The organism is Citrobacter amalonaticus, assembly GCF_018252635.1.
Lineage (GTDB): Bacteria > Pseudomonadota > Gammaproteobacteria > Enterobacterales > Enterobacteriaceae > Citrobacter_A > Citrobacter_A amalonaticus_E.
In genome coordinates, this window is sequence record NZ_JAGTXM010000004.1 from 556109 (window position 1) to 582749 (window position 26641).

Genomic DNA, 26641 nt, shown 5'->3' on the forward strand with positions numbered 1-26641 from the left:
AAAACTATGGCAGAATTGTGACAAGGCGCGCCGCAGCGCCAGAAAGATTAGCGTCGATTCTTCCAGACCGTCTGCACATTACAGAATTCATGCAGACCAAAATGCGAAAGTTCACGCCCAAAACCGCTCTTCTTCACCCCACCAAACGCTACCCGGGCATCGCTGGCGCTAAAACCATTGATAAAGACACCGCCGCATTCCAGACGCGCCGCCATCTCCAGTGCCAGGGCTTCATCAGCGGTAAAAAGGGTTGCCGACAGACCAAAGTCACTGCAATTCGCCAGTTCCAGCGCATGTTCAGCACTCTTCGCCACAGCGATCGCCGCAACCGGCCCGAAAAGTTCTTCGCGAAATGCGGTCATCTCTGGAGTCACGTTCGTCAACACGGTGGCCGGATAATAGTTCCCGCCAATGGAAGGCTTCTCACCGCCAAGCAATAGCTGAGCGCCCTCGGCAATCGTAGCCTGCACCTGCTGATGCAACTCGTCGCGCAGGTCAGCTCGCGCCATCGGTCCGAGTTCGGTCTCCTCCGCCAGCGGATCGCCCTGCTTCAACGCGCCTGCCGCCGCCACAAAGCGCTCGATAAAGCATTCTGCGATCCCCTCTTCAAGGATAAAGCGTTTCGCCGCCGCGCAAACCTGCCCGCTATTCTGATAGCGTCCGGCCACTGCCGCCCTCACCGCCAAATCCAAATCCGCATCGTTAAGGACAATAAACGGATCGGAACCCCCCAGTTCCAGCACACATTTTTTCAGCGCCGCACCGGCCTGAGCGCCAATAGCCGCCCCGGCACGGACGCTACCGGTCACCGTCACGGCCGCAATGCGCGCATCGTTAATCAACATGCTGACGCCCTGATTATCCGCATTCAGCCAGCCGTAGACGCCAGCGGGGATCGCTGCGTCGGCAAAGACCTGGCTTATAAGTTGCGCACAGCCAATGACGTTGGGCGCAGGCTTAAGCAGATACCCATTCCCGGCCAGTAAAATCGGCACCGCGCCACGCAGCACCTGCCACAGCGGAAAGTTCCACGGCATGACCGCCAGAATGGTCCCTAACGGACGATACTCAATCACCGCCTGGGCGTTTTCCACCTGTGTCGGTTCGACTTCCAGCATCGCCGGGCCGTGTTCGGCATACCAGTCACACAGCGCCGCCGATTTGGCGACTTCCGCACGTGACTGTTTAATCGGTTTGCCCATCTCGCGGGTAATGCACTGCGCCATCTCTTCGCCACGCAGGCGCAAGGCGTGGCCGATGTCGCGTAATTTCTGCGCCCGATATGCCACCGAAGTTTGCTTCCAGCCGTGATATCCCGCAGCCGCAAGCCCTAGCGCCAGCTCGATCTCCTGAGCCGCCGCCCACGGCAGCGCAGAAAGGTGTTCGCCATTGTAAGGGTTGATGGAAATGGCATGGGTTGCCGATGAAATCGTCATACAGTCTCTCCGTCGTTCCAGATGTCATCATCATGGACGCGTTTACTCTTTCCTGAAAATGAATAATATTAACCAGGTTATTCACAAAGAGAGAAAATCATGGATCTGACCCAACTGGAGATGTTTAACGCGGTCGCCGAAACGGGCAGTATCACCCAGGCAGCGGCGAAGGTGCATCGTGTTCCTTCCAATCTCACCACCCGTATTCGCCAACTGGAGGCCGATCTTGGTGTCGATCTGTTCATACGTGAGAACCAGCGTCTGCGGCTTTCCCCGGCCGGGCATAACTTTCTGCGCTACAGTCAGCAGATCCTCGCGCTGGTTGACGAGGCGCGCATGGTCGTCGCGGGCGATGAACCCCAGGGACTCTTTGCGCTGGGCGCGCTGGAGAGCACGGCCGCTGTGCGCATACCGGCCACGCTTGCCCGCTACAATCAGCGATACCCCAAAATCCAGTTCTCTCTGGCGACTGGCCCCTCTGGCAACATGCTGGATGGCGTGCTTGAAGGTCATCTCAATGCTGCCTTTGTGGACGGACCGATTACCCACCCCGGTCTTGAAGGGATGCCGGTGTATCAGGAAGAGATGATGGTGGTCACGCCGCGAGGTCATGCGCCGGTGACATGTGCCAGCGAGGTCAACGGTAGTAACATTTACGCCTTTCGCGCCAACTGTTCCTATCGTCGCCATTTCGAAAGCTGGTTTCATGCCGACCGGGCAATGCCGGGCACGATCCACGAAATGGAGTCCTATCATGGCATGCTGGCTTGTGTGATTGCCGGTGCCGGTATCGCGCTGATCCCCCGTTCGATGCTGGAAAGTATGCCTGGACATCAGCAGGTGGACGCCTGGCCGCTGGCCGGGAACTGGCGCTGGCTAACGACCTGGCTGGTCTGGCGGCGCGGCGCGAAGATGCGGCAACTGGAAGCGTTCATTGAACTGTTGACGGAACAGGGCTAAAAACGAGATCTGAATCACAAAACGGTTGTCTTTTCATCAGTAAACGTTTTAAGATCTCATCCTCTCCTTTTCGCAACGAACCGATTCATTTTTATGACAACTCAAACGGTTTCCCGCAAAGTCGCGTGGTTACGGGTCGTTACGCTGGCTATTGCTGCGTTTATTTTCAATACCACCGAATTTGTCCCCGTGGGACTGCTTTCCGACATCGCACAGAGTTTTGCAATGCAGACCGCACAGGTCGGGATCATGCTGACAATCTACGCCTGGGTTGTCGCGCTGCTGTCTCTGCCGTTCATGTTGCTAACGAGTCAGGTTGAGCGGCGTAAGCTGCTAATTTGCCTGTTTGTGCTGTTTATCGCCAGCCATGTGCTCTCGTTTCTGGCGTGGAATTTCACCGTGCTGGTGATAAGCCGCATCGGGATTGCCTTTGCCCACGCAATCTTCTGGTCGATAACCGCCTCACTGGCGATCCGCCTTGCCCCGGCAGGCAAACGCGCTCAGGCGTTAAGTTTACTCGCCACCGGAACGGCGCTGGCGATGGTGCTGGGCTTACCGCTCGGTCGTATTGTTGGTCAGTATTTTGGCTGGCGAACGACCTTCTTCGCCATCGGGATGGGGGCACTAATTACCCTGATTTGCCTGATCAAGCTGCTGCCGACGTTGCCAAGTGAACACTCCGGCTCGCTGAAAAGTCTGCCGTTGCTGTTCCGCCGCCCGGCGCTGATGTGCCTCTATCTGTTGACGGTGGTCGTGGTGACAGCGCACTACACCGCCTACAGCTATATCGAACCGTTTGTGCAAACTGTTGCCGGGCTGAGCGCGAACTTCGCCACAGTACTGTTACTGATTCTGGGCGGCGCGGGTATTATCGGCAGTATTATTTTTGGTAAGCTCGGCAATCGCCACGCGTCGGCGCTCATCAGCGGCGCCATCTCGCTGCTGCTGGTCTGTCTGGTGCTGCTGTTTCCTGCCGCTGACAGTGAATCTCATCTGGCTGTCCTGAGTATTTTCTGGGGGATTGCCATCATGGTGATTGGCCTCGGGATGCAGGTGAAAGTGCTGGCGCTGGCCCCGGACGCCACGGATGTGGCGATGGCGCTGTTTTCCGGTATTTTCAATATTGGCATTGGCGCGGGTGCGCTGGTAGGAAATCAGGTGAGTCTGCACTGGTCAATGTCAACGATTGGCTATGTGGGCGCCGTCCCGGCCCTTGCCGCGCTTATCTGGTCGGTCATCATCTTCCGCAAATGGCCGGTCTCACTGGAAGAGCAGCCACAGCATTCCTGACAGGAAGCCCGGTCATCCCGACCGGGCTTTTTTTATCAGTAGGTTTTTATAATTTCCAGCACACCGTTAATAATGAACTGCACGCCCATACAGACCAACAAAAAGCCCATCAGGCGAGATATCGCTTCAATGCCGCCCTTGCCCACCAGCCGCATAATCGCCCCGGAACTGCGCAGGCATCCCCACAGGATCACCGCCACCAGGGCAAAAATGATCGGCGGCGCGACGGTAATCACCCAGTCAGGAAAATCCGTTCCGTGACGTACCGTGGAGGCGGAGCTGATAATCATCGCAATGGTGCCCGGACCCGCCGTGCTTGGCATTGCCAGCGGCACAAAGGCGATATTGGCGGTCGGCTCGTCTTCCAGTTCTTCCGACTTACTTCGCGCCTCAGGCGACTCATGTACTTTTTGCTGTGGAAACAGCATGCGGAAACCAATGAAAGCCACAATTAATCCCCCGGCAATACGCAGACCCGGAATGGAGATGCCGAAGGTATTCATCACCAGTTGGCCCGCATAATAGGCCACCATCATGATGGCAAACACGTAAACCGATGCCATTAGCGACTGGTGATTTCGTTCTGCGCTGTTCATGTTCCCGGCCAGACCGAGAAACAACGCGACGGTCGTCAGCGGATTCGCCAGAGGGAGAATCACCACCAGCCCCAGCCCTATTGCTTTAAACAAATCCATCATATTGGCCGTCATTCCTGTTTCACTCATTGGTTAGCGGCAAGTATAAGTGGAAAACCATGACGTTAGCCATTCTGGTGCTGTAAGCATTCGTTAGCGGCCAGATAGATAACTAGTAATTATCATTAACAAAATAAAATGTGATATGGCGCGGGTCTTTTCTCTTTTAGCAAAACGTGTGATCGGTAAATCCATTCGTTTGACTTATAGTTGCCTGGGCAATATTATCTGCCGTAACTAAATACTTGCCAGGGCAACCATTGTGAAAAGCACCAGTGACTTATTCAATGAAATCATCCCACTGGGTCGCTTGATCTACATGGTCAATCAGAAGAAAGATCGTCTGTTGAACGACTATCTCTCACCGCTGGATATCACGGCAGCACAGTTTAAGGTGCTCTGCTCTATCCGTTGTGCGGGCTGCATTACCCCGGTTGAACTGAAAAAAGTACTGTCTGTCGATCTCGGCGCCTTGACGCGCATGCTCGACCGTCTGGTCTGCAAAGGCTGGATCGACAGACTTCCTAACCCGAATGACAAGCGTGGTGTGCTGGTGAAGCTCACCGAACACGGCGCGGCAATTTGTGAGCAATGTCATCAATTAGTAGGACAAGACCTGCACCAGGAATTAACAAAAAACTTAACGGCGGACGAAGTGGCAACGCTTGAGCATTTGCTTAAGAAAGTACTGCCGTAAAACAAGAAGAGGTATGACGATGTCCAGACGCAATACTGACGCTATCACCATTCATAGCATTTTGGACTGGATCGAAGATAACCTGGAATCGCCGCTCTCACTGGAAAAAGTGTCAGAGCGTTCAGGTTACTCCAAATGGCACCTGCAACGGATGTTCAAAAAAGAGACCGGCCATTCATTAGGCCAGTACATCCGCAGCCGTAAAATGACCGAAATAGCGCAAAAATTAAAAGAGAGTAACGAGCCGATATTGTATCTGGCCGAACGTTACGGTTTCGAGTCGCAGCAGACGCTGACCCGGACATTCAAAAACTATTTCGACGTACCGCCGCATAAATACCGTATTACCAATATGCGCGGCGAATCACGGTATTTGCTTCCGCTGAATCATTGTAACTAACCATCGCCTGTAAACGACGTAATCGAGGAAATCATGAAACTGTTGTCTTCTGCAATGCTGGCCCTGCTGCTTGTTGTCTCAGGTCAGAGCGTTGCGGAGCAATCCGCGCAGCCCACCACGACAAACAGTCGTGACACGATGATTGTCCCCACTTCTCAGGAACAATCACCGTTTGATTTTAACCATATGGGCGCGGGAAGCGATAAGTCCGACGAACTGGGCGTGCCCTATTACAACCGGCACAGCCTGTGATTCGTTTTTGCCCCGCTGAAAAGCGGGGCTTTTTTTTATCCTCTCACCTGCGCCGTCCTGCGCCAGCGAAAACCAAACACGTTGATGTACAGACCTGCCATGATCAGCACTGCCCCCAATAATTGTAAGGCGCTCAGCGTTTCATCGAGCAGCAGCGCCGCACTTGCCAGCCCCACCACCGGCACCAGCAGGGAGAGCGGCGCGACGCGCCAGGTTTCATAGCGACCGAGCAACGTGCCCCAGATCCCGTAGCCGACTATCGTGGCAACAAAGGCCAGATAGACCAGCGATAAGATCGTGGTCAGATCGATGGCAATCAGGCTTTCAACGATTTGCGCCGTACCGTCAAGGAATAACGAGGCTGCAAAGAATGGCAGTATAGGGATCAGCGCACTCCAGACCACCAGCGACATCACCGGCGGACGCGAGGCATGTCCCATTATTTTTTTGTTAAAGATATTGCCGCAGGCCCAGCAGAATGCCGCCGCCAGGGTAAGCATAAAGCCGAGCAGCGCGACATGCTGCCCATTGAGACTGCCTTCAATCAGCACCAGCACGCCAAAGATGGCGAGCGCAATCCCGGTAATCTGTTTACCCTGCAAACGTTCGCCAAAGGCAAACGCCCCCAGCACGATGGTGAAAAAGGCCTGAGCCTGCAATACCAGCGACGCCAGCCCTGCCGGCATGCCAAATTTGATCGCGCAAAACAGAAAGGCAAACTGACCGAAGCTTATCGTCAGACCGTAACCCAGCAGCAGGGAAAGCGGAATACGCGGGCGCGCAACAAAAAATATCGCCGGAAAGGCCACCAGTAAAAAACGTAGTCCCGCCAGCATCAGCGGCGGCATCGCATGCAGGCCCACCTTAATGACGACAAAATTCAGCCCCCAAACCACCACCACCAGTAATGCCAACAGCCCGTCTTTGCGCGTCATACCACCGCTCCGCGAAGTTTAAATTTTTGTAAACAAGTTAAAGTAACGGAAATCATAACCACGTAACAGATCATTAATTCTGGTAGGGTTTGCCTGGCACAATAGAACAATTTATCCGCTATACATCACACTTTTGCCGTGCTATTCCTTTACATATCTAAAAAAAACATAACGAATTGCACTGTCGGGCAGATAAATGAACAAGACGCTGAGACGATCCACCCTCGCTTTACTTGCCTCCTCACTGTTACTGACGATCGGTCGTGGCGCAACGCTGCCTTTCATGACCATTTATCTGAGTCGCCAGTACGACCTGAGCGTGGATCTGATCGGTTATGCCATGACTATTGCGTTAACCATCGGCGTGGTCTTTAGCCTGGGCTTTGGTATTCTGGCGGACAAATTCGACAAGAAGCGCTATATGCTGCTGGCGATTTCTGCCTTTGCCTTTGGCTTTATCGCTATTCCGTTGGTTGACAGCGTGGTGCTGGTGGTGCTGCTTTTTGCCCTGATCAACTGCGCTTATTCGGTGTTTGCCACCGTACTGAAGGCCTGGTTTGCTGACCATCTCTCACCCGGCGCGAAGGCAAAAATCTTCTCGCTCAACTATACGGTACTGAATATCGGCTGGACCGTTGGCCCGCCGCTCGGCACGCTGCTGGTGATGCAGAGCATCAACTTACCCTTCTGGCTTGCCGCCTTCTGCTCCGCCTTTCCGCTGGTATTTATCCAGTTTCTGGTTAAGCGTTCTGCCGCCGCCGTTAATCGCGACAACAGCGTCGCGTGGTCGCCTGCGGTACTGCTGCACGATAAAGCGCTGTTCTGGTTTACGCTGTCAGCGTTTCTGGCCTCGTTTGTTTCCGGCGCGTTTGCCTCCTGCCTCTCCCAGTATGTTATGGTCGTCGCCGATGGCGATTTTGCAGAGAAAGTGGTGGCGGTAGTGTTACCCGTCAACGCCACGGTGGTCGTCGGCTTACAGTATGCCGTGGGACGCAGACTGACGCCGGCTAACATTCGTCCTCTGATGGGCTTTGGCACCGTCTGTTTTGTCATTGGCATCGGCGGGTTCATGATCTCCGGCAACAGCCTGCTGCTCTGGGGCGTATCCACCGCGATCTTTACGCTTGGCGAAGTGATCTACGCGCCGGGCGAATACATGCTGATCGATAACATCGCTCCGCCAGGTATGAAGGCCAGCTATTTCTCGGCGCAGTCGCTGGGCTGGTTGGGCGCGGCGTTTAACCCGTTGGTCAGCGGCGTCATTCTGACCTCCTTCCCCGCCTGGACGCTGTTTATCGTCCTGATAGTGGCGATTATTGCCGCGTGGGTGTTGATGCTAAAAGGTATGCGCGTCAAACCGTGGGGGCAACCTGCGTTGTGCTGACCTTATTTCGTGCAGGTCCAGGCCTGCACGTCTGTCAGATAGCCACTAAACCGCGTACCCCTTCCGATTCCATATTTTCGCCGCGTCCGCGTTGAATAATGCTACCGCGGGACATCAGCAGATAATTATCCGCCAGTTCCGCCGCGAAATCGTAGAACTGTTCAACCAGCAGAATCGCCATGTCACCACGACGGGCGAGCTGAGCGATCACCTGGCCTATCTCTTTGATAACGGACGGCTGAATCCCCTCCGTCGGCTCATCGAGGATCAACAACTGTGGACGACTCGCCAGCGCGCGACCAATCGCCAGTTGCTGCTGTTGACCGCCCGACAGATCGCCGCCGCGTCGCTGTTTCATCTCTTTCAGTACCGGGAACAGCGTGTAGATCTCTTCCGGTACCGTTTTGGCATCACGCGACGAAAAACGCGACAACCCCAACAGCAGGTTTTCTTCGACCGTGAGTCGCGGGAATATCTCGCGGCCCTGCGGTACGTACGCGATACCCGCCTGTACCCGCTGGTGCGGCTTACGATGGGTGATATTCTTCTCCTGCCAGTTCACCGTTCCGCTACGAGCCGGTATCAGCCCCATCAGACACTTCAGCAAGGTGGTTTTACCGACACCGTTACGTCCTAACAGGCAGGTCACTTCGCCAGGGCTGGCATCAAAAGTGACGCCGCGAAGAATATGGCTGCCACCATAATATTGATTCAGTTCAGTTACCTGTAGCATCTGTTCTCCTTAGCGCCCAAGATAGACGTCAATCACCTGTTCGTTGGCCTGTACCTCACGCAGACTGCCTTCTGCCAGCACGCTTCCCTGATGGAGTACCGTGACGTGGTCAGCGATGGTTTCGACAAAACCCATATCATGTTCCACCACCATCAGCGAATGCTTGCCCGCCAGCGTACGAAACAGTTCCGCAGTATATTCCGTCTCCGCATCGGTCATGCCGGCGGCGGGTTCATCCAGCAACAGCAGGTGCGGTTCCTGTACCAGCAGCATACCGATCTCGAGAAACTGCTTCTGGCCGTGTGACAACATCCCGGCACGGCGCCCTCTTTCTGCCCGCAAGCGGAGCAAACCGAGCATTTCATCGATGCGGTCGTGCTGTTCGCTGTTTAACCTTGCGCGCAGTGACGCCCACACCGATTTATCGTTTTTCATCGCCAGTTCGAGGTTTTCTTCCACCGTCAGCGCTTCGAACACCGTCGGCTTCTGGAACTTACGGCCTATGCCCTTGCGGGCAATAGCAATCGGATCCAGCGTGGTCAGATCGGTTGACTGGTCATACAGCGCCTTGCCGCTTTGCGGACGCGTCTTGCCGGTAATCACATCCATCAGTGTGGTTTTCCCGGCGCCGTTAGGGCCAATAACGCAACGCAGCTCGCCGACGCCAATATTCAGCGTGAGATCGGTTAACGCCTTAAAACCGTCAAAGCTGACGTTGATGTTTTCCAGTTGCAGCACCGGATCCGTCTGCTGGCGATAGCGATCGCCGGGAACCTGGCGGGTAAAAAGTCCTTCATCTGGCTGCATTATTTGTCTCCTTTGCGGAACAGGCCAATCACGCCACGGGGTAAAAACAGCGTGACGCCAATGAAGATCAGCCCCAAAAACAGCTGCCAGTACTCCGGCATGATAACGGTGAAGAGGCTTTTGGCGCCGTTCACCACCACTGCGCCAATGACCGGGCCGACCAGCGTGCCACGCCCGCCGAGCGCCACCCAGATAGCGGCTTCGATAGAGTTAGTGGGCGACATTTCGCTGGGGTTAATAATCCCGACCTGCGGCACATACAGTGCCCCGGCCAACCCGCACAGCATGGCGGAAAGCGTCCAGACCAGCAGTTTGAAACCTTTCGGATCATAGCCGCAAAACATCAGCCGATTCTCCGCGTCGCGCACGGCGGTGAGGATCCGACCAAACTTACTGCGTGCCAGCGCAACCCCCAGCCACAGCGCCAGAACCAGCAACAATAGCGTTGCCAGAAACAACCCTATACGCGTGGTAGTGGCAGTGACCGGCAGCCCCAGGAGCGTGGTAAACCCAGTAAACCCGTTGTTGCCGCCAAAACCGGTCTCATTGCGAAAGAACAGCAGCATACCGGCGAAGGTCAACGCCTGAGTCATGATCGAAAAGTAGACGCCTTTAATCTTCGAGCGGAAAGCAAAGTAGCCAAAGATCAGCGCCAGTCCCCCGGGCACCAGTACCACCAGCGCCATCGCCCAGGCAAAATGCTGGGTTCCCCACCAGAACCACGGCAACTCGCTCCAGGAGAGAAAGGACATAAATGCGGGCAACCCGTCACCGGAGGCCTGGCGCATCAGATACATCCCCATCGCATAACCGCCAAGCGCGAAGAAAAGACCGTGTCCCAGCGACAGCATCCCGGCGTAACCCCAGACCAGATCCAGCGCGACCGCCACCACCGCGTAGCAGAGAATTTTTCCGGCAAGCGTCAACGTCCACACGGAAATCGCGAGCGGATGATCGGCAGGCAGCAAGGCAAGGAACGGCAGGATTATCAGCGCCAGCAGGATAATCCCTCCCAGCGCCCGACTGATGCGCGGCGCTTTACGCGCCAGTGTTAAGGTCATTGGCATCGTCATTATTCAGTGACTCTCCCTTTCAGAGCAAACAGTCCCTGGGGTCGCTTCTGGATAAACAGAATGATCAGCACCAGTATGACTATCTTCCCGAGTACCGCGCCCATCTGCGGTTCGAGGATTTTGTTGAACACACCAAGACCAAACGCTGCCGCCACGCTACCCGCAAGTTGACCGACGCCCCCCAGCACGACCACCAGAAAAGAGTCGATGATATAGCCCTGGCCCAGTTCCGGGCCGACGTTACCCAGTTGCGACAGGGCGACGCCGCCAAGTCCGGCAATGCCTGAACCCAGTCCGAAGGCCAGCATATCCACACGCCCGGTCGGAACGCCGCAGCAGGCCGCCATACTGCGGTTCTGGGTCACGGCGCGAACGCGCATGCCCAGCCGCGTTTTATTCAGCAACAGCCAGGTGAAGAACAGCACCAGCAGCGCGAAACCCAGCACCACAATGCGGTTCCACGGCAGCACCAGACTGGCGTAAACCTGTACGCCACCTGACAACCACGCGGGATTCGCCACTTCCAGGTTTTGTGCTCCAAAGGTCATCCGCACAAGCTGGATAATCATGAGGCTGATGCCCCAGGTCGCCAGCAGCGTCTCCAGCGGGCGTCCATATAGATGGCGGATCACCCCGCGTTCCAGAATCATTCCCACACCAGCGGTAAACATAAAGGCGACCGGTAAAGCGATCAGCGGATAAAAGGCCAGCCACTGTGGTGCAAACTGCGACATCGCCTGTTGCACCAGCCACGTGCAGTAAGCCCCGAGCATCAGCATTTCGCCATGCGCCATGTTGATCACCCCCAACAGGCCGTAGGTGATCGCCAGACCGAGCGCCGCCAGCAGCAGCACCGATCCGAGCGACAGCCCCATAAATGCCTGCCCGAGCAGATCGCCAATCACCATCCGCTGGTGAATGCGCGCCAGGCTGTCACTGGCCGCCGCTCGCACGCTGGCATCCGGTTCATGCGCGTTATCGGTAAACGGTTGCAACCGCGCCTGCATTTCCGGATCGCTGGAATCACCCAGCAGCAAGATCGCCTGACGGCGGATCTGCGCCGACGGACTGCTCAGTTGCAGATTAGCCAGAACGCGGGTCAGGCGTGATCTCACTTCCGTATCCGTTTCCTGCGCCAGTCGCTGTTGGATAAAAGGCAGCATGGTCGGCTGGGCGTCGCGCTGTAGCGTACGGGTAGCCGCCAGTCTTTGTGTGACACTGTCACTCACAAGCTGATGCGTCGCCAGCGCGCCGGCAACGAGGATCCGCAGTCGGTTGGTCAGCCGCAGGGGTTTTAAGCTCCCTGTTGGACGACTGGCCGCTCCCAGAGCCACAACCTGCGTCCCCTCACGGGTGAAAGCCTGTTTAGTGCTGTCGGTGAGCAGCGCCTCCCGACTCAGAACCGTCAGCAGCGGCAAACGCTGGGGGTCAGGTGTTGCCGCCCACTCTTCGAGCAGTTGCGCCTGACCGGTACGGCTGGCGGCGGCAAACGCGTCGGCATCGCTGGCCTGCACGAACCCTGGCAGGAGTCCGAGCGCCAGCAGCAAGCCGCGAATAAAGCTCATGACCTTCATGTCGTGATCTCCAGAAGTCCCCCTCCGCGGGAGGGATAAAACGTTGACAAACCTTGCGACGCTTTCTCCGGATGACGGCTTACGCCTTACCCGGCCTACATCTGCTTACCCATGCTCTGTCCAGGCCCGATAAGCTTGCGCCATCGGGCATTTCGCCGTCTGCATCCGCCGAAGCGGTTGATTTTAGTTGCTGGCTGTTTTCACCGGCTGTTCTGATTTCTTGTCATTACCGGCAATAAACGGGCTCCACGGCTGAGCGCGAACCGGTTCTTCGGTCTGCCAGACGACGTTGAACTGACCGTTGCCTTCAATCTCGCCAATCATCACCGGTTTATGCAGGTGGTGGTTGGTGGCATCCATCGTCAGCGTGAAGCCCGACGGCGCCGGGAAGGACTGACCGGCCATTGCCGCCCGGACTTTATCTACGTCCGTCGTCCCGGCTTTTTCAACGGCCTGCGCCCACATATGCAGGCCAACGTATGTCGCCTCCATCGGGTCATTAGTCACAACGGTGTCGGCATTAGGCAGCGCGTGGGCTTTGGCGTATGCACGATAATCGGCGACAAATTTCTGGTTAGTGGCGTTATCAACCGATTCGAAGTAGTTCCAGGCGGCAAGGTTACCCACCAGCGGTTTGGTATCAATCCCACGCAGTTCCTCTTCGCCCACGGAAAACGCGACCACCGGTACGTCGGTGGCTTTCAGCCCCTGGTTTGCCAGCTCTTTATAAAACGGGACGTTGGAATCGCCGTTAATGGTTGATACCACCGCCGTTTTGCCGCCGGCGGAGAATTTTTTGATGTTCGCGACAATGGTCTGATAATCACTGTGACCAAACGGCGTGTAGACTTCTTCAATATCTTTATCGGCAATCCCTTTTGAATGCAGGAACGCACGCAGAATTTTGTTGGTGGTGCGCGGATAAACATAGTCGGTGCCCAGCAGGAAGAAGCGTTTAGCGCTTCCGCCATCCTCACTCAGCAGATATTCCACCGCCGGGATCGCCTGCTGGTTGGGTGCCGCGCCGGTGTAGAAGACATTCGGCGACATCTCTTCCCCTTCGTACTGGACGGGGTAGAACAGCAGGCCATTCAGCTCCTCAAAAACCGGCAATACCGACTTACGTGACACAGAGGTCCAACAGCCAAACACCACCGCCACCTTATCCTGGCTCAACAGTTGTCGGGCTTTCTCGGCAAACAGCGGCCAGTTTGAGGCCGGATCAACCACCACCGGTTCCAGCTTTTTGCCCAGTACGCCCCCTTTGGCGTTGATCTCATCAATCGTCATCAGGGCCACATCTTTTAACGGCGTTTCGGAGATCGCCATCGTGCCGGACAGTGAGTGCATAATGCCCACTTTGATGGTATCGGCGGCCTGAACGCTAAAACTGAGGCCCATGGCGACAACCGAGGCCGAGAGGGCAAACGCTTTGAGTAAGGTACGACGCTGCATAATTTCACTCCTGAAAAGAAAAATGCTGTGAGTTCTGGTGCGACCCGACAAACAACACGGCGCAAAAATGAGTTCAGGAGGAATAAAGCAAAAAAGATGCCAGAACGATTTTTCAGGATCAAAACTCTTTTATCGGGCTATTTGTCCTTATTCAAGGCTGTGTGAAAGACGCAGTTACATTTGCCTCAAACTTGCCTTATTGCCACAAAAAAATAGACGTTTTAACTTGAGGTAACTATCTGAATGAGATTTAGGTTATGGATACAACAGAGGAACTTGGTAGCACCTATTTTTATCAAGGCAATGCAAATGTAACACCGCAAGAACTGTTCTGGTTAATATTCGCCGAAGGCCTGGCAAATCACTTGGGGATATCCATAGAGACAGCGGCAACGATTTTAACCGGATTGCCCCTTATACCTAAGCGTAAAGTCCTTGGAGCATCAGGCTCCCGAACCAGTTTAGCATCAAAACTCGCTCGTAAAATTTTCAAGGACGCCCGATTCCCGGATGGCATTAGAGTTGAAACCACGATAGGTATGGGTAAGAGTCGGTTCACTAATTAAATAGGATCTGCAATAGGTAGAGCCGTTCCATATGTCGGCTATGCGCAAGCAGCGCTAATATTTAGCCTTGTTGCCAGAGAAACGAGATATAAATACAACCTGATAGTAAAACCCAAAGATCGTATTGCCTGGATATATTTCTGATGCTATTACCCGATGAGCAAGAGTTCTTAAACTACGTCACCGATAACTATAGCGAGCACAAACGCCCTGTCCGCAAGGAATGGACGTTTCAGGAGTTTTTTAATCTCGTGCCTGAAGATCTGGAGGATATGCTCATTGACTTATTCACGAGATATGGCATTGAGCACGCTAATTTTACACTCGATAACTACTTTGAGCCTGAACTGTTCTGGTGGCAATGGAAGCGCAAAAAAGAGTGGAAAGGTCGCCAACTGAAGCCGCTGACGCTCGAAATGATTATTGAATCAGCAAAGGCTGGATGCTGGCTGTATGACTAAGAAAATGAACCAAAATGGATCCGCGTTGCATTATTTATGTGCAACGCGGTGTGCATTATTGAGGCAACTTACCAGACCTGTTGAGCGATTTCGGTGATAAGTTTGATTTTGTCCCACTGCTGGGCTTCCGTGAGCGTGTTTCCCTCTTCCGTTGAAGCAAAACCGCACTGCGGACTGAGACAAATTTGCGCTTTGTCGACATATTGCGCCGCTTCCTGCAGCCGCGCTTTCACACCATCCGGGTTTTCCAGTTCGCCATTTTTGGTGGTCACCAGCCCCAGAACCACCTGCTGATGGCCTGGACGGATAAAACGCAGCGGCGCAAAATCGCCAGAGCGATCGTTATCGTACTCCAGGAAGAATGCATCAACGTTAACGGTGCCAAACAGGATCTCCGCAACCGGTTCATAACCACCTTCTGAGATCCAGGTTGAACGGAAGTTACCGCGACAGACGTGCAGTCCCACCGTCAGGTCGGCAGGTTTATCCGCCAGCGCACGGTTGATCACATCGGCATATATCCGTGCCAGCGCGTCAGGGTCGTCACCACGTTGGCGAATTTGCTGGCGCTGAGCATCGGAACAGAGATAAGCCCACACCGTGTCATCGAGTTGCAGATAACGACAGCCCGCGGCGTAGAAGGCGTGGATCGCATCGCGCCAGGTGGTCGCCAGATCGTCAAAATAGTCCTTCAGATCCGGATAGACCGTCGCATCGATATCTTTACGTCCGCCGCGAAAGTGCAGCACGCTGGGGCTGGGGATGGTCATCTTCGGCTGGGCGCTACCGCTGATGCGCTTCAGATAGCGAAAATCTTCCAGCATCGGATGATCGCCGAACGCCAGTTTGCCGGTAACCCGCACACCGTGCGCTTTGGTCTGAACGCCATTAAACTGAATGCCCTGCTGTGCGTCATAGCGCTCAACCCCTTGTAAACCATCAAAGAAATCAAAATGCCACCAGGCCCGGCGGAACTCACCGTCCGTCACCACGTGCAGACCACAGGCACACTGCTGTTCGACCACCCGACGAATGGCGTTGTCTTCAATGGCGCGCAGCTGCGGTGCGGTTAACTCGCCGCGTGAGAACTGCTGACGAGCAACTTTGATGTCGTCGGGACGTAAAAAGCTGCCAACGACTTCTGCGCGAAATGGGGCCTGTTGTCTTTGCATGTGATCTCCTCCGTCGTCAGGCAAAGATTGCCTGACGTGATAGTTTCTTATTTGAACTTTCAGACTTCTGGATGTCTATGCGTCCAAATTGACACGCAATGGCCGTCCAGGCAAACGAGATAAATTCATGAATGCTGAAAAAAATTCATCTTCAGTCTGCGGGACAGGCAAACGCGTAGCCTTCATCTGCCCATCCGGTGATGCCGCCAATCATCACCTTCACCGCTATGCCCAACCTTGCGAGCTTCAATGCCGCGCGGTCCGCTCCGTTACAGTGAGGCCCGGCGCAGTAAACCACGAACAGCGTATCAGCAGGCCACTGCGCCATCCGCTCGGCGGTCATCATGGCATGCGGCAGATGAATCGCCCCTGGAAGATGGCGACGAGCAAACGTCTCCGGTTTCCCCACCACGTGGAGTAAAACGAAATCAGGCTCGCCGCTATGGATGCTCTCATAAACATCGGCGCAATCCGTTTCCAGACTCAGACGCGACAGGAAATGGTTGACCGCAACGGCGGATGCGGCGACTGGAAACTCAGTGACATGACTCATTCTGCTTTCTCCTCAGGGACGATTGTGTTTACAATAATTTAACCATCCCTGACCGCACATACCGCCTTCAACCATGCCAAAAAACACCAGGATTATGCCAAAATCACCGCGTCCGCTGGTGGTCGCTCTCGCCTATGACGGACTGTGCACCTTCGAGTTTGGCGTGGCGGTCGAAATCTTTGGCCTGCCGCGCCCGGAACTGGGCGCCGACTGGTATCGCTTTGCCGTCGCGTCAGTCGATGCAGGCGCACTTCGCGCTACAGGCGGCGTGCGGATGATGGTCGATGGAGGGCTGGAACTGTTGGCGGAGGCCGATATCGTTGTGGTTCCAGGCTGGCGGGACTGCGAGGCGCCGGTACCAGAAGCCTTGTGTGCCGCGCTGCGTGCCGCATGGGCGCGAGGTTGCCGTCTGTTGTCGATCTGTTCTGGCGTGTTTGTGCTGGCAGCAACAGGGTTGCTGGACGGGCACAAAGCCACCACTCACTGGCGATACACGGACACGCTCCGGCAGCGTTTTCCGGCGATCGAAGTGCTTGATGACGTTCTTTACCATGATGCCGGACAGTTGCTGACCTCGGCAGGCAGCGCCGCGGGGATCGATCTGTGTCTTTATCTGATCCGCGAAGACTACGGTCTTGACGCTGCTAACTGCGTTGCCCGACGGCTGGTGGTGCAGCCTCATCGTGACGGCGCACAGCCGCAGCACCTTCTCCGTCCTGTTGCCCGGCAGCGTGAAAACCAGACGCTGGGCCGGTTATTTGATTATCTGCATCAGAATCTGACGGTAAATCACGATACCGCCTCGCTGGCCAAACGCGCCGGGATGAGCCCACGAACGTTTTTGCGCCGCTTTACCGATTGTACTGGCACTACGCCTGCACGCTGGATCCTCAACGAACGCTTATTACGGGCGCGCGATTACCTGGAAAATTCACCGCTCAGCGTGGAACTGATCGCGGAACAAACCGGTTTTGGCAGCGCCGCGTTATTTCGCCACCACTTTCGACACACGTATAGTCTGTCCCCTTCACAATATCGAAAGAAATTTACTGTTATCGCTAAATAATCACCTAATTCAGCTTTTGTTTAGGTTAAAGCTGCTATTATCTCTTTCACCAAACGAAATTAAGGTAAGCGAGGAAAAACACTATCAATTAGATGGAGGCAACAATGCTGGGTAATATGAACGTATTTATGGCCGTTCTGGGAATTATTTTATTTTCTGGATTTCTGGCCGCGTATTTCAGCCACAAATGGGATGACTAATGAACGGAGAAAGTCCTGAACCGATAAGGCCCCTTGTCGCATCACTGCACAAGGGGCCATTTTTTATGTCTGATGGGCAAAAAAAAACCGCCGGATAACCGACGGTGAATGCTTGCATGGATAGATTTGTATTTTACTTTTTCCACTGTCCCGCCAATCCCGGCAGCGACAATGGATCGCTTACACCCTACCACGCCGATTCTCAATGAACGTTAAACGACAGGCGCTAAGATTCAGGCGTTTCTCGTTTCCACTCTTTTTTACTCTGACAACAGGCAGTACGGGAAGACCACGGCTGTGCAGAACGTGTGTTTTGCAAGTCCTGCGATTCGGGGCGGGAATTCCAGCGTTTTCTCTGTAATTTCTTGCGCATGAACAGCTGCATATTACCTCCGGTTGTCACTGTTTTAGTCCATTAATCAACTTGTTGATGGGAATTTAGCATAACGAGTGCAGGTTAATGTCAATAAACCGTCTGTTTTGTAAAGACGGAACCCACCACGTATTATTTACAGCGGCGCTAACTGACTCAGAATGGTGTGCCCCAGATAATTACTCCAGTTAAAACTATTTTGCAGAACCACCACCGCATTCTGGTTCTGTTTATCAAAGCCAATATAACTGGAATAACCGCCAATATATCCGACCTGATAAGTGACCTGACGATCGGCTAACGTATCGGTTACCCACGCGATATTCGCGGCTTCTTTCTGACGATAAAACTGGGTACGGGCGACGTCCACAAAGGCGCGGGCAAGCAAGGCGTTGTCTTGCGACGTAAAATGCGCTCGCGCATAGCCCGCCAGATCGCGTGCGCTGCTGTATAAACTCGCCGCCCCGACCATGTTGTGGGTAAACGTCCAGTCTGGCGTCAGTTGGCCGCGGCGAATGAACCTGGGCTGATCTCCCGCATGGCCTAATGCGCGATACGGATAGGCTTTGAGCGTCATGGGCTCAAAGCTGCTGTTGTTCATCTGTAATGGCTGGAAGATCAGACGATTCGCCAGCGACGGGATCGACTCGCCGGTACGACGCTGCACGATGTAACCCAGCAGCGCATAGCCGATATTGGAATAGTGCGGTACACGTGCCTCGGGCGCGGTGAAATCGGCAAGAGAAGTCAGCACCGTATCGTTATCCAGTTGGGTATAGAAATTTTCACCCGTACTGAAATAGCGCAGAAGGTTTTCCAGAGTCAGAAGATCCATCGGCTGCCTGGGCAGCCCGGAGGTATGCGTCGCCAGTTGCAGCAGGGTAATTTTTCTGGCGTCATCGCTCAGCGGTGTATTCGCCGGGAGAAGTTGCGCCAGCGTGTCGTTCCATTGCAACACCCCCTGGTTCACCAGCACGGTAGTGATTTCGGCCGTCACCCCTTTACTCAGCGACCCCAGCGCAAACAGCGTGTCCGGGGTGATCGGATAACGATGTCGGCTGTCGGTCACACCGTAACTGTGGAACTCCACCGGGCCGTTATGTTGAATGACCGCCACCACCATTCCGGTCACTTGTTTTTCCTGCATATACTGACGGATCATCGGATCGATGCCGCGCGCGTAGTACCCCACCACCGCCTGCGCTCTCTGTTCGGCTGGCATATCCAACTGCGATAAGGTGCTGTTGCTACAACCGCTCAGCAACAAAACAGAAGAAAGAAGGAGAGGCGCGAACGCGTTCATGAGCAGAAAGTCGCCAGAAGGATATCAACGCAGAAAAGCAGGAAAACAGACATGTACAATACGGACTCCGGAAAAAGGAGCCCGCATTGTACATCAAGTTGCTAATAATGAGGTGTTGATTGTGTTATCCCGCCAGGCCTCGGTGTTTGAGCATGTGGCCGATCTGCGGCTCACTACCCCGCCATGCCGGATAAAGGCGTTCTAAATCTTCACTGTTGCCCCGAGACAAAATCGCGTCACGAAAACGCTGGCCGTTCTCACGCGTCAGGCCACCCTGCTCCACAAACCACTGAAAGCCGTCATCCGCCAGCATCTGCGTCCAGAGATAGGCATAGTAGCCCGCCGCGTATCCGCCGCCGAAAATATGGGCAAAGTAGCTGCTGCGATAACGCGGCGGCACCGCCGGAAGACTGAGTTGTTCCGCCGCCAGCCGCTGTTTTTCAAACGTTTCAACGTCCTGAAGGGGCTCGTCAACAGACAGACGGTGCCAGCCCATATCCAGCAGCGCGGCGCTGAGCAGTTCGCTCATGTCATAGCCTTTATTGAACAGGCTTGCCTTACGCATTTTATCCTGTAATGCCTCTGGCATTTTTTCGCCGGTGACCGCGTGGCGGGCATAGCGCTCAAATACCGGCGGATGGCTCGCCCAGTGTTCGTTGATTTGCGACGGAAACTCGACGAAATCACGCGGCGTATTGGTTCCCGACAGCGACGCATAGCGCTGTGACGCAAACAGTCCGTGCAGAGTATGACCGAACTCATGAAACAACGTGATAACATCATCCCAGAGTAGCAGTGCAGGTTGTCCCGCGGCAGGCTTCTGATAATTACAGACGTTGTAGATAACCGGTTGAGTTTCGTTAAGCGTCGACTGCTCGACAAAATTGCCCATCCAGGCACCGCCGCTTTTTGAATCCCGGGCAAAGAAATCGCCGTAAAAAAGCGCCAGCCCGACGCCGTTATGATCGAAGATTTCCCAGACGCGCACATCCGGGTGGTAGACCGGAATATCAAAGCGCTCGATAAATTTGATGCCAAACAGTTGGTTGGCGGTCCAGAACACCCCTTCGTGCAGAACGGTATTCAGTTCGAAATACGGTTTGAGCTGCGATTCATCTAACGCATATTTCGCACGCCGTACCTGCCCGGCATAAAAAGACCAGTCCCAGGCCTGGGCGGTAAACCCGCCCTGTTCATCGTCAATCACCTGTTGGATATCGGCCAGCTCACTCAGCGCCCGCTGGCGTGCCGCAGGAACGATCGCACGCATAAAGGCCAGCGCGGCATCCGGCGTTTTTGCCATCTGATCGGCGAGTTTCCACGACGCATAATCGGCAAACCCCAGCAGTTGCGCCTGGCGGGCACGAAGGGCGACCAGTCGCTGTATCAGCGCCCGCGTGTCATTGCCATCGCCCTTCTCGGCACGATGCCACCCGGCGTTAAACAAATTTTCCCGGGTCTGGCGATCGCGCAACACACTCAGCGCTGGCTGTTGGGTAGTATTCAGTAGCGGAATGAGCCATCCCTCGGAAAGCCCTCTTTCGTTCGCCGCCTGACGCGCGCTGGCAATCTCTTCCGCGCTGAGCCCCTCCAGTTGATGGACATAATCCACCACCAGCCCACCGGATTTATTCGCTGCCAGCAGGCGCTGGTTAAACTGGCTGGTGAGCGTCGCGGCTTCGGTATTGAGCGCCCGCAGCTGCGCTTTATCAGCGTCGCTCAGTTGGGCCCCGGCGAGAATAAAGCGCTGGTGTGTCACCTCAATCAGACGTACAGATTCACCGTCAAGCCCCAACGCATCACGCTGCTGCCAGATGCTGTCAACGCGAGAAAACAACGCGCTGTTCAGCCAGATATCATTCGCCAGTTCTGCGAGCTCGGCAGAAAACGCCTCATCGAGACGCTGAAGTTCATCATTAGTGTGCGCCGCGGCCATGGCAAAGAAGACGCTGGTGACGCGGGTTAACATCTCGCCGCTTTTCTCCAGCGCGAGAACCGTATTGGCAAAATCCGGGGTATCGCTATTGGCAATAATGGCGGCGATGTCCGCACGCTTTTGCTTCATCCCTTCGTCAAATGCGGGACGGTAATGTTCAGTCTTAATCAAATCAAAACGGGGGGCCTGATACGGTAACAGGCTGTGGCTAAAGAACGGATTCGTTAACGACATCTTTCACTCCTGAAAACGATTTGTTCAATAGAGTAGGCTTCAGGGTAAAAGACCGCAATCCTGTAAAACCAGGATTACCTGCCAGGACCGATCGCGTGCTATGGTAGTTAAACGTAAAAAGCGTTGAGGAACAGTGAGATGATCGTTTTAGTAACCGGAGCAACAGCAGGTTTTGGTGAATGCATTACTCGTCGTTTTGTTGAGAACGGGCATAAAGTCATTGCCACTGGCCGTCGCCAGGAACGCCTGCAAGAGTTAAAAGAATCGCTGGGTGATAACGTGCTGACCGCACAACTGGATGTGCGTAACCGCGCAGCCATTGAAGAGATGCTGGCATCCTTACCTGCCGAGTGGCGTGACATCGACCTGCTGGTCAACAACGCCGGACTGGCGCTGGGTCTGGAACCTGCGCATAAAGCCAGCGTGGAAGACTGGGAAACCATGATCGATACCAACAACAAAGGGCTGATTTACATGACCCGCGCCGTCCTGCCGGGCATGGTCGAGCGTAACCGTGGCCATATCATCAACATCGGCTCTACCGCAGGTAGCTGGCCTTATGCCGGCGGCAACGTCTATGGCGCGACCAAGGCATTTGTCCGTCAGTTCAGTCTGAACCTGCGCACCGACCTGCACGGCACAGCCGTTCGCGTCACGGATATCGAACCGGGCCTGGTGGGCGGTACCGAGTTTTCCAACGTACGCTTTAAAGGCGATGACAATAAAGCGGGCAAAACCTATGAGAACACCACGGCGTTGACGCCGGAAGATGTAACAGAAGCCGTCTGGTGGGTCGCCACCCTGCCTGCCCATGTGAACATCAATACGGTAGAAATGATGCCAGTGACGCAATCTTTTGCCGGACTTAGCGTTCATCGCGGTTAATTTTGCCTCCCGGCCTGCGGGCCGGGTATAGCTTGCGACAAAAAAGTGGTAGAATTTGTGGGTTAACTTTCTAAAAAGCAAGAGCGAATGACCGTCGAAACGCAACTCAATCCTACACAGCCCGTAAATCAGCAGATTTATCGCATTCTTCGCCGGGACATCGTGCACTGCCTCATTGCGCCAGGCACGCCGCTGTCCGAAAAAGAGGTGTCTGTTCGCTTCGATGTCTCTCGCCAACCGGTGCGTGAAGCGTTTATTAAGCTCGCGGAAAACGGCTTGATCCAGATCCGCCCGCAGCGCGGCAGCTATGTCAACAAAATCTCTCTCTCGCAGGTGCGAAACGGCTGCTTTGTCCGTCAGGCTATTGAATGCGCGGTGGCGCGGCGGGCCGCAGCTCAAATCACCGACAGCCAGTGCTATCAGCTTGAGCAGAATCTCAATCAGCAGCGGATTGCGATTGAACGCAAACAGCTGAACGATTTCTTCGAGCTCGATGACAATTTTCACCAGAAGCTGGCAACCATTGCGGATTGTCAGTTGGCCTGGGACACCATCGAAAATATCAAGGCCACCATTGACCGTGTACGTTATATGAGCCTCGATCACGTCTCTCCGCCGGAAATGTTGCTCCGCCAGCATCTCGACATTTTTTCCGCGCTGGAAAAACACGACGCCGATAGTGTTGAGAAAGCCATGACTCAGCATCTGCAAGAAATCAGCGAGTCGGTCCTGCTGATCCGCCAGGAAAACAGCGACTGGTTTAGCGAAGAGTAATTTCCCCTGCCTCATCTCTCGTGAGATGGGGCCTCCATTTTCTTCCCCTGCATGTCTCCATCAAAAAAGATGTGAGATTGATCAAAAACAAAAAAAATCCTGACTGATAAGCGTATTTATATAGCGCCCGTTACGTGGGACCTGAGCCCACGGGCTTTGACGGTAAGTTAGAAAGGAGAAAACACCATGATGACATACGATCGTAACCGTAACGCAATCACCACAGGCAGCCGCGTGATGATCAGTGGCACCGGCCATACCGGTCGCATCAAAGCGATTGAGACCGAAGGCCTGGATGCGGCGCAAATTCGTCGTGAAAAAACAGTCGAAGTGGAAGGCTGTGAAGGCAAATTTGCCCCGGTAGAACTGATTCGTCTCGGCATGAACTAATGGTGTGAGTGCCGGATAATGCCTTGATTATCCGGCAGTCCTGAGGCAGTTACTTCACTTTTTTGGCATATTTTGCCACGGTGGCTTTTGCCCCTTCCGCCAGTAACGTCTGATACGCGTCTTTCACTGCCTGCGTGAACAACGTTATCTGCGGCAGTTCATTACCAAATATCGCATCGATACCCAACAGCGCCTCAACACGGCGTTCACCTTCGGCACTGTTTTGCACCGCCTGTTGGATCAACGGCAGCAGCGGATCGTTGACTTCAATGGCATTTCCTTGCTCATCCACACCGCCGACATAGCGCATCCAGCCCGCCACGCCCAGTGCCAGCAAATCAAAACGGCTGTTATGCGCCAGATGCCAGCGCACAGAATCGAGCATCCGCTGAGGTAATTTTTGACTACCGTCCATGGCAATCTGCCAGGTACGGTGACGTAATGCCGGGTTGCTGTAGCGTTCGATGAGCAGATCGGCATAACGGGTCAGATCCACACCCTGTACTTTCAGCGTCGGCGCTTGCTCGTTCAGCATCAACGCGCGTGCGGCAACACGGTAATTGTCGTCACCCATGCAGTCGTTAATATGCTGATAACCGGCGAGGTAGCCCAGATAGGCGAGGAACGAGTGACTGCCATTCAGCATACGCAATTTCATTTCCTCGAATGGAATGACATCCGAGACCAGTTCTGCCCCCGCCTTTTCCCACTGTGGGCGACCCGCCACGAAGTTATCTTCGATCACCCACTGACGGAACGGTTCACAGGCCACACCGGCTGGGTCACGCACCCCCGTCAGGTTTTCAATTTTATCCAGCGTGTCAGCGGTGACGGCAGGAACAATGCGGTCAACCATGGTTGAAGGGAACGTCACGTGCTGTTCAATCCACGCGGCCAGTTCGGCGTCCACGGCACGCGCGTAAGCGGTAACCACATTACGCATGACGTGACCGTTTTCCGGCATGTTGTCGCAAGACATCACAGTGAATGCGGAAAGACCCGCCGCCTTACGGCGCGCCAGCGCTTCAACCACCACACCTGGCGCAGATTTCGGCTGGTGTGGTGTTCGCAGATCGGCGGCGATCATCGGGTGATCCAGCATTAACTCTCCGGTTGACGGGGAATGACAGTATCCTTTCTCGGTAATCGTCAGTGAGACAATGGCAACCTGAGGTTCACACATTGCGGACAGTACGGTTTCCAGCCCATCAACTTGCGCATGCAGCGCCTTTTTGACCACGCCCACGACTCTGGCGGTCCAGGCATCGGCAGACATTTCCGCCACGGTATAGAGATTATCCTGCTGTTTGAGATCGGCGATCTGCTGTTCGCCGCCAATCAGGTTCACTTCGCAGTATCCCCAGTCGCTGTTATGCTCTGCCGCCAGGATATCGGTATAGACCCCCTGGTGAGCACGATGGAAAGCGCCAAAACCAAGATGAACAATACGTGGAACCAGCGCGTTACGATCGTAGTCTGGCAGCGTCGCTTTTGCCGTTAAGAGCTTGTTTTGCATTGTATGACCTATTTTGAATGAAATCAGTACAGTCCCAGAGTAACGCCTGTATGGTTGTATGTTTTGATTTGAATTAATGTTTTGCTAATTGGTATAACATCATTTAAAAGCTATGTGACAGGATGCAATTCCAGAGGCCGCGCGTTGGCTGCATCCATGCAGCCATTTGGGGACAATCCTTTTAATCGTGCTTATGCCAATCCTGGTATTCACGCTTCAGTCGCTGAGGCGCCGTTTCAGGCATCATGAGCAAACCGATAACAGAAATGATGCCCAGAACGATCACGTAGCTTGCTAATCCGTAGTAATGTCCGCCGGTCATCTGCAAAATCTTCACTGCCACCAGACCCAGTACCCCACTGCCAATCAGTGAACCCAATTGCCAGATTAAAGCGATACCGCTGCAGCGAATGTGCGTCGGGAACAGTTCCGGGAAGAACGATGCCTGTGGCGCGTAGCACATGCTATGACCAAAGCTAATGACGATAATCATCACCAGTTGCGTCAACCAGAAATTGTCCTGATTAATGGCCAGGAAGAACGGAATGATCATAATGACCTGAATCAGCGCCCCCATGATATACACCGGCTTACGACCAATTTTGTCGCAAAGCGCCCCCATCATCGGGATGGCAAGGACTTCGATCACCACTGCGATGATCATGGTTTCCATTAAAATATTGGCATCCAGATTATTGGCTTTGCCATACGCCAGGACGATCACCGTGAACATGGCAAAAGTACAGGCTTCAATCAGTTTTGCGCAGACGCCTTTCACCACAATGCCAGGAAAATCGCGGATGACTTCAATTAATGGGCGGGACTCTTCTGCCTTCGTCTCACGGATCTGAGCAAAGACCGGTGACTCATCGATTCTCAGACGAATAAACAGACCAACAATCACCAGCAGCAGACTGAGCAGGAACGGGATACGCCAGCCATAATCCATCATTACTTCAGGGGATAACGTGGCATTGAGCAGTGCGAACAGGGCCATCGGTAGCAAAAAGCCTACCGGTGCACCGATTTGTACCCAACTGGCAAAGAATCCCCGACGTTTAGGTTCAGCATATTCAGCCGTCATTAACACTGCCCCGGCCTGTTCTCCGCCGACACCAAACCCCTGGAGTACGCGAATGAAGATCAACAGAACGGGCGCCCAGACACCGATTTTTTCATACGTTGGCAATAAGCCAATGCAGAATGTCCCGAGTCCGACAATCAGTATGGTGATAACCAGCGCTTTTTTACGCCCCACTTTGTCGCCAATGTGACCAAAGACAATTCCGCCCAAAGGTCTTGCCAGGAAGCCCACAGCATAAGTGGCAAAGGCTGCCAGCGTACTGATTAACGGATCGTCACTCGGGAAGAATAAGTGTCCAAAGAACAGCACCGCCGCGGTGCCATAGGCAAAAAAGTCATAGTATTCAGCTGCAGTACCAATCGCTGAAGCCGATGCGACACGACGAACTACAGGTTTGCTATCAACATCATTTTTAATATCAACGGAACTAACCATAA

At 54.3% G+C, this 26641-nt stretch carries 27 protein-coding genes and 1 pseudogene; 14 read left to right on the top strand and 14 right to left on the bottom strand.

Annotated features, from left to right (window positions below; all coding sequences use genetic code 11):
• Nucleotides 1–47: 47 nt before the first annotated feature.
• Nucleotides 48–1436 carry a succinate-semialdehyde dehydrogenase gene (gene sad, locus KE671_RS15400; protein WP_206163657.1) on the bottom strand — a complete coding sequence of 463 codons (1389 nt, stop codon included), beginning with the start codon at nt 1434–1436 and terminating at the stop codon, nt 48–50.
• Between the two features lie 99 nt (nt 1437–1535).
• Here sad and ptrR point away from each other — a divergent pair, with 99 nt between their 5' ends.
• Together ptrR and KE671_RS15410 are read left to right on the top strand one after the other, a co-directional pair.
• A complete protein-coding gene (ptrR, locus tag KE671_RS15405; RefSeq protein WP_206163658.1) occupies nt 1536–2396 on the top strand; it encodes a putrescine utilization regulator PtrR in 861 nt (286 codons plus the stop codon).
• A gap of 93 nt (nt 2397–2489) precedes the next feature.
• Entirely contained in the window at nt 2490–3686 is a 1197-nt protein-coding gene (locus tag KE671_RS15410) for a sugar transporter (protein WP_206163659.1), read from the top strand.
• A gap of 35 nt (nt 3687–3721) precedes the next feature.
• On the opposite strand, the gene KE671_RS15415 is transcribed toward KE671_RS15410, so the two are convergent.
• A complete protein-coding gene (locus KE671_RS15415; protein WP_206163660.1) occupies nt 3722–4384 on the bottom strand; it encodes a MarC family NAAT transporter in 663 nt (220 codons plus the stop codon).
• 259 nt (nt 4385–4643) lie between these two features.
• On the opposite strand from KE671_RS15415, the gene marR reads away from it, so the two are divergent.
• Genes marR through marB form a run of 3 tightly spaced genes read left to right on the top strand, consistent with a single transcriptional unit; the run spans nt 4644 to nt 5730 of the window.
• Nucleotides 4644–5078, top strand: a complete 435-nt coding sequence (gene marR, locus KE671_RS15420; RefSeq protein WP_046480788.1) for a multiple antibiotic resistance transcriptional regulator MarR — start codon at nt 4644–4646, stop codon at nt 5076–5078.
• Between the two features lie 19 nt (nt 5079–5097).
• Nucleotides 5098–5478 (top strand): MDR efflux pump AcrAB transcriptional activator MarA, encoded by a 381-nt coding sequence (marA, locus tag KE671_RS15425; protein WP_139155862.1) that lies wholly within the window; start codon nt 5098–5100, stop codon nt 5476–5478.
• 33 nt (nt 5479–5511) lie between these two features.
• Complete coding sequence (marB, locus tag KE671_RS15430; RefSeq protein ID WP_043000725.1) at nt 5512–5730, top strand: multiple antibiotic resistance protein MarB; 219 nt, start codon at nt 5512–5514, stop codon at nt 5728–5730.
• Between the two features lie 35 nt (nt 5731–5765).
• On the opposite strand, the gene eamA is transcribed toward marB, so the two are convergent.
• Entirely contained in the window at nt 5766–6665 is a 900-nt protein-coding gene (gene eamA, locus KE671_RS15435) for an O-acetylserine/cysteine exporter (protein WP_206163661.1), read from the bottom strand.
• A gap of 196 nt (nt 6666–6861) precedes the next feature.
• Here eamA and ydeE point away from each other — a divergent pair, with 196 nt between their 5' ends.
• Nucleotides 6862–8049 carry an efflux MFS transporter YdeE gene (ydeE, locus tag KE671_RS15440; RefSeq protein WP_206163662.1) on the top strand — a complete coding sequence of 396 codons (1188 nt, stop codon included), beginning with the start codon at nt 6862–6864 and terminating at the stop codon, nt 8047–8049.
• 34 nt (nt 8050–8083) lie between these two features.
• Here the strand turns inward: ydeE and urtE are convergent, their stop codons facing one another.
• The 5 genes from urtE to urtA form a co-directional block, all read right to left on the bottom strand.
• Nucleotides 8084–8782, bottom strand: coding sequence for an urea ABC transporter ATP-binding subunit UrtE (gene urtE / locus KE671_RS15445; protein WP_206163663.1), 699 nt, complete (start codon nt 8780–8782; stop codon nt 8084–8086).
• Between the two features lie 9 nt (nt 8783–8791).
• Nucleotides 8792–9589, bottom strand: a complete 798-nt coding sequence (gene urtD, locus KE671_RS15450; RefSeq protein ID WP_206163664.1) for an urea ABC transporter ATP-binding protein UrtD — start codon at nt 9587–9589, stop codon at nt 8792–8794.
• On the bottom strand, nt 9589–10662 hold the full coding sequence (gene urtC / locus KE671_RS15455; protein WP_206163665.1) for an urea ABC transporter permease subunit UrtC: 1074 nt from the start codon (nt 10660–10662) through the stop codon (nt 9589–9591). The genes urtD and urtC overlap by 1 nt, the downstream gene beginning before the upstream one ends.
• Nucleotides 10662–12236: an urea ABC transporter permease subunit UrtB gene (gene urtB / locus KE671_RS15460; protein WP_206163666.1), complete on the bottom strand. Its 1575-nt coding sequence runs from the start codon at nt 12234–12236 to the stop codon at nt 10662–10664. Before urtB ends, urtC begins: the two co-directional genes overlap by 1 nt.
• Nucleotides 12237–12419: 183 nt before the next feature.
• On the bottom strand, nt 12420–13691 hold the full coding sequence (gene urtA, locus KE671_RS15465; protein WP_206163667.1) for an urea ABC transporter substrate-binding protein: 1272 nt from the start codon (nt 13689–13691) through the stop codon (nt 12420–12422).
• 257 nt (nt 13692–13948) lie between these two features.
• Here urtA and KE671_RS15470 point away from each other — a divergent pair.
• Both KE671_RS15470 and KE671_RS15475 read left to right on the top strand, forming a co-directional pair.
• A pseudogene (locus KE671_RS15470) lies at nt 13949–14401 on the top strand (STM2901 family protein).
• Entirely contained in the window at nt 14401–14718 is a 318-nt protein-coding gene (locus KE671_RS15475; RefSeq protein ID WP_206163668.1) for a DUF1493 family protein, read from the top strand. Before KE671_RS15470 ends, KE671_RS15475 begins: the two are co-directional and overlap by 1 nt.
• A 68-nt stretch (nt 14719–14786) precedes the next feature.
• Here the strand turns inward: KE671_RS15475 and KE671_RS15480 are convergent, their stop codons facing one another.
• Both KE671_RS15480 and KE671_RS15485 read right to left on the bottom strand, forming a co-directional pair.
• On the bottom strand, nt 14787–15890 hold the full coding sequence (locus tag KE671_RS15480; protein WP_206163669.1) for a cobalamin-independent methionine synthase II family protein: 1104 nt from the start codon (nt 15888–15890) through the stop codon (nt 14787–14789).
• A 151-nt stretch (nt 15891–16041) separates the two neighbouring features.
• The gene (locus KE671_RS15485; protein ID WP_206163670.1) at nt 16042–16443 is read right to left on the bottom strand and encodes a rhodanese-like domain-containing protein; all 402 of its coding nucleotides are present in this window, start codon (nt 16441–16443) and stop codon (nt 16042–16044) included.
• Nucleotides 16444–16516: 73 nt separating this feature from the next.
• Here KE671_RS15485 and ftrA point away from each other — a divergent pair, with 73 nt between their 5' ends.
• The 3 genes from ftrA (at nt 16517) to KE671_RS23090 (ending at nt 17807) form a co-directional block, all read left to right on the top strand.
• On the top strand, nt 16517–17509 hold the full coding sequence (ftrA, locus tag KE671_RS15490; RefSeq protein ID WP_206163671.1) for a transcriptional regulator FtrA: 993 nt from the start codon (nt 16517–16519) through the stop codon (nt 17507–17509).
• Nucleotides 17510–17613: 104 nt separating this feature from the next.
• Complete coding sequence (mgtS, locus tag KE671_RS15495) at nt 17614–17709, top strand: protein MgtS (RefSeq protein ID WP_000901367.1); 96 nt, start codon at nt 17614–17616, stop codon at nt 17707–17709.
• A complete protein-coding gene (locus KE671_RS23090; protein WP_432759336.1) occupies nt 17709–17807 on the top strand; it encodes a hypothetical protein in 99 nt (32 codons plus the stop codon). Before mgtS ends, KE671_RS23090 begins: the two co-directional genes overlap by 1 nt.
• 411 nt (nt 17808–18218) lie before the next feature.
• On the opposite strand, the gene KE671_RS15500 is transcribed toward KE671_RS23090, so the two are convergent.
• Both KE671_RS15500 and dcp read right to left on the bottom strand, forming a co-directional pair.
• A complete protein-coding gene (locus tag KE671_RS15500; RefSeq protein ID WP_206163672.1) occupies nt 18219–19385 on the bottom strand; it encodes a serine hydrolase domain-containing protein in 1167 nt (388 codons plus the stop codon).
• 124 nt (nt 19386–19509) lie between these two features.
• On the bottom strand, nt 19510–21555 hold the full coding sequence (gene dcp / locus KE671_RS15505; RefSeq protein WP_206163673.1) for a peptidyl-dipeptidase Dcp: 2046 nt from the start codon (nt 21553–21555) through the stop codon (nt 19510–19512).
• Between the two features lie 138 nt (nt 21556–21693).
• Between dcp and ydfG the strand changes: the two genes are divergently transcribed.
• The 3 genes from ydfG (at nt 21694) to ydfZ (ending at nt 23604) form a co-directional block, all read left to right on the top strand.
• Nucleotides 21694–22440: a bifunctional NADP-dependent 3-hydroxy acid dehydrogenase/3-hydroxypropionate dehydrogenase YdfG gene (gene ydfG, locus KE671_RS15510; protein WP_042319121.1), complete on the top strand. Its 747-nt coding sequence runs from the start codon at nt 21694–21696 to the stop codon at nt 22438–22440.
• 87 nt (nt 22441–22527) lie between these two features.
• A complete protein-coding gene (locus KE671_RS15515) occupies nt 22528–23214 on the top strand; it encodes a GntR family transcriptional regulator (RefSeq protein WP_206163674.1) in 687 nt (228 codons plus the stop codon).
• Between the two features lie 186 nt (nt 23215–23400).
• A complete protein-coding gene (ydfZ, locus tag KE671_RS15520; protein WP_042319125.1) occupies nt 23401–23604 on the top strand; it encodes a putative selenium delivery protein YdfZ in 204 nt (67 codons plus the stop codon).
• Between the two features lie 49 nt (nt 23605–23653).
• Here ydfZ and KE671_RS15525 read toward each other — a convergent pair whose 3' ends face one another.
• Together KE671_RS15525 and KE671_RS15530 are read right to left on the bottom strand one after the other, a co-directional pair.
• A complete protein-coding gene (locus tag KE671_RS15525; protein ID WP_206163675.1) occupies nt 23654–25120 on the bottom strand; it encodes a mannitol dehydrogenase family protein in 1467 nt (488 codons plus the stop codon).
• Nucleotides 25121–25301: 181 nt separating this feature from the next.
• The gene (locus tag KE671_RS15530) at nt 25302–26639 is read right to left on the bottom strand and encodes an MFS transporter (protein ID WP_206163676.1); all 1338 of its coding nucleotides are present in this window, start codon (nt 26637–26639) and stop codon (nt 25302–25304) included.
• Between the last annotated feature and the right edge of the window lie 2 nt (nt 26640–26641).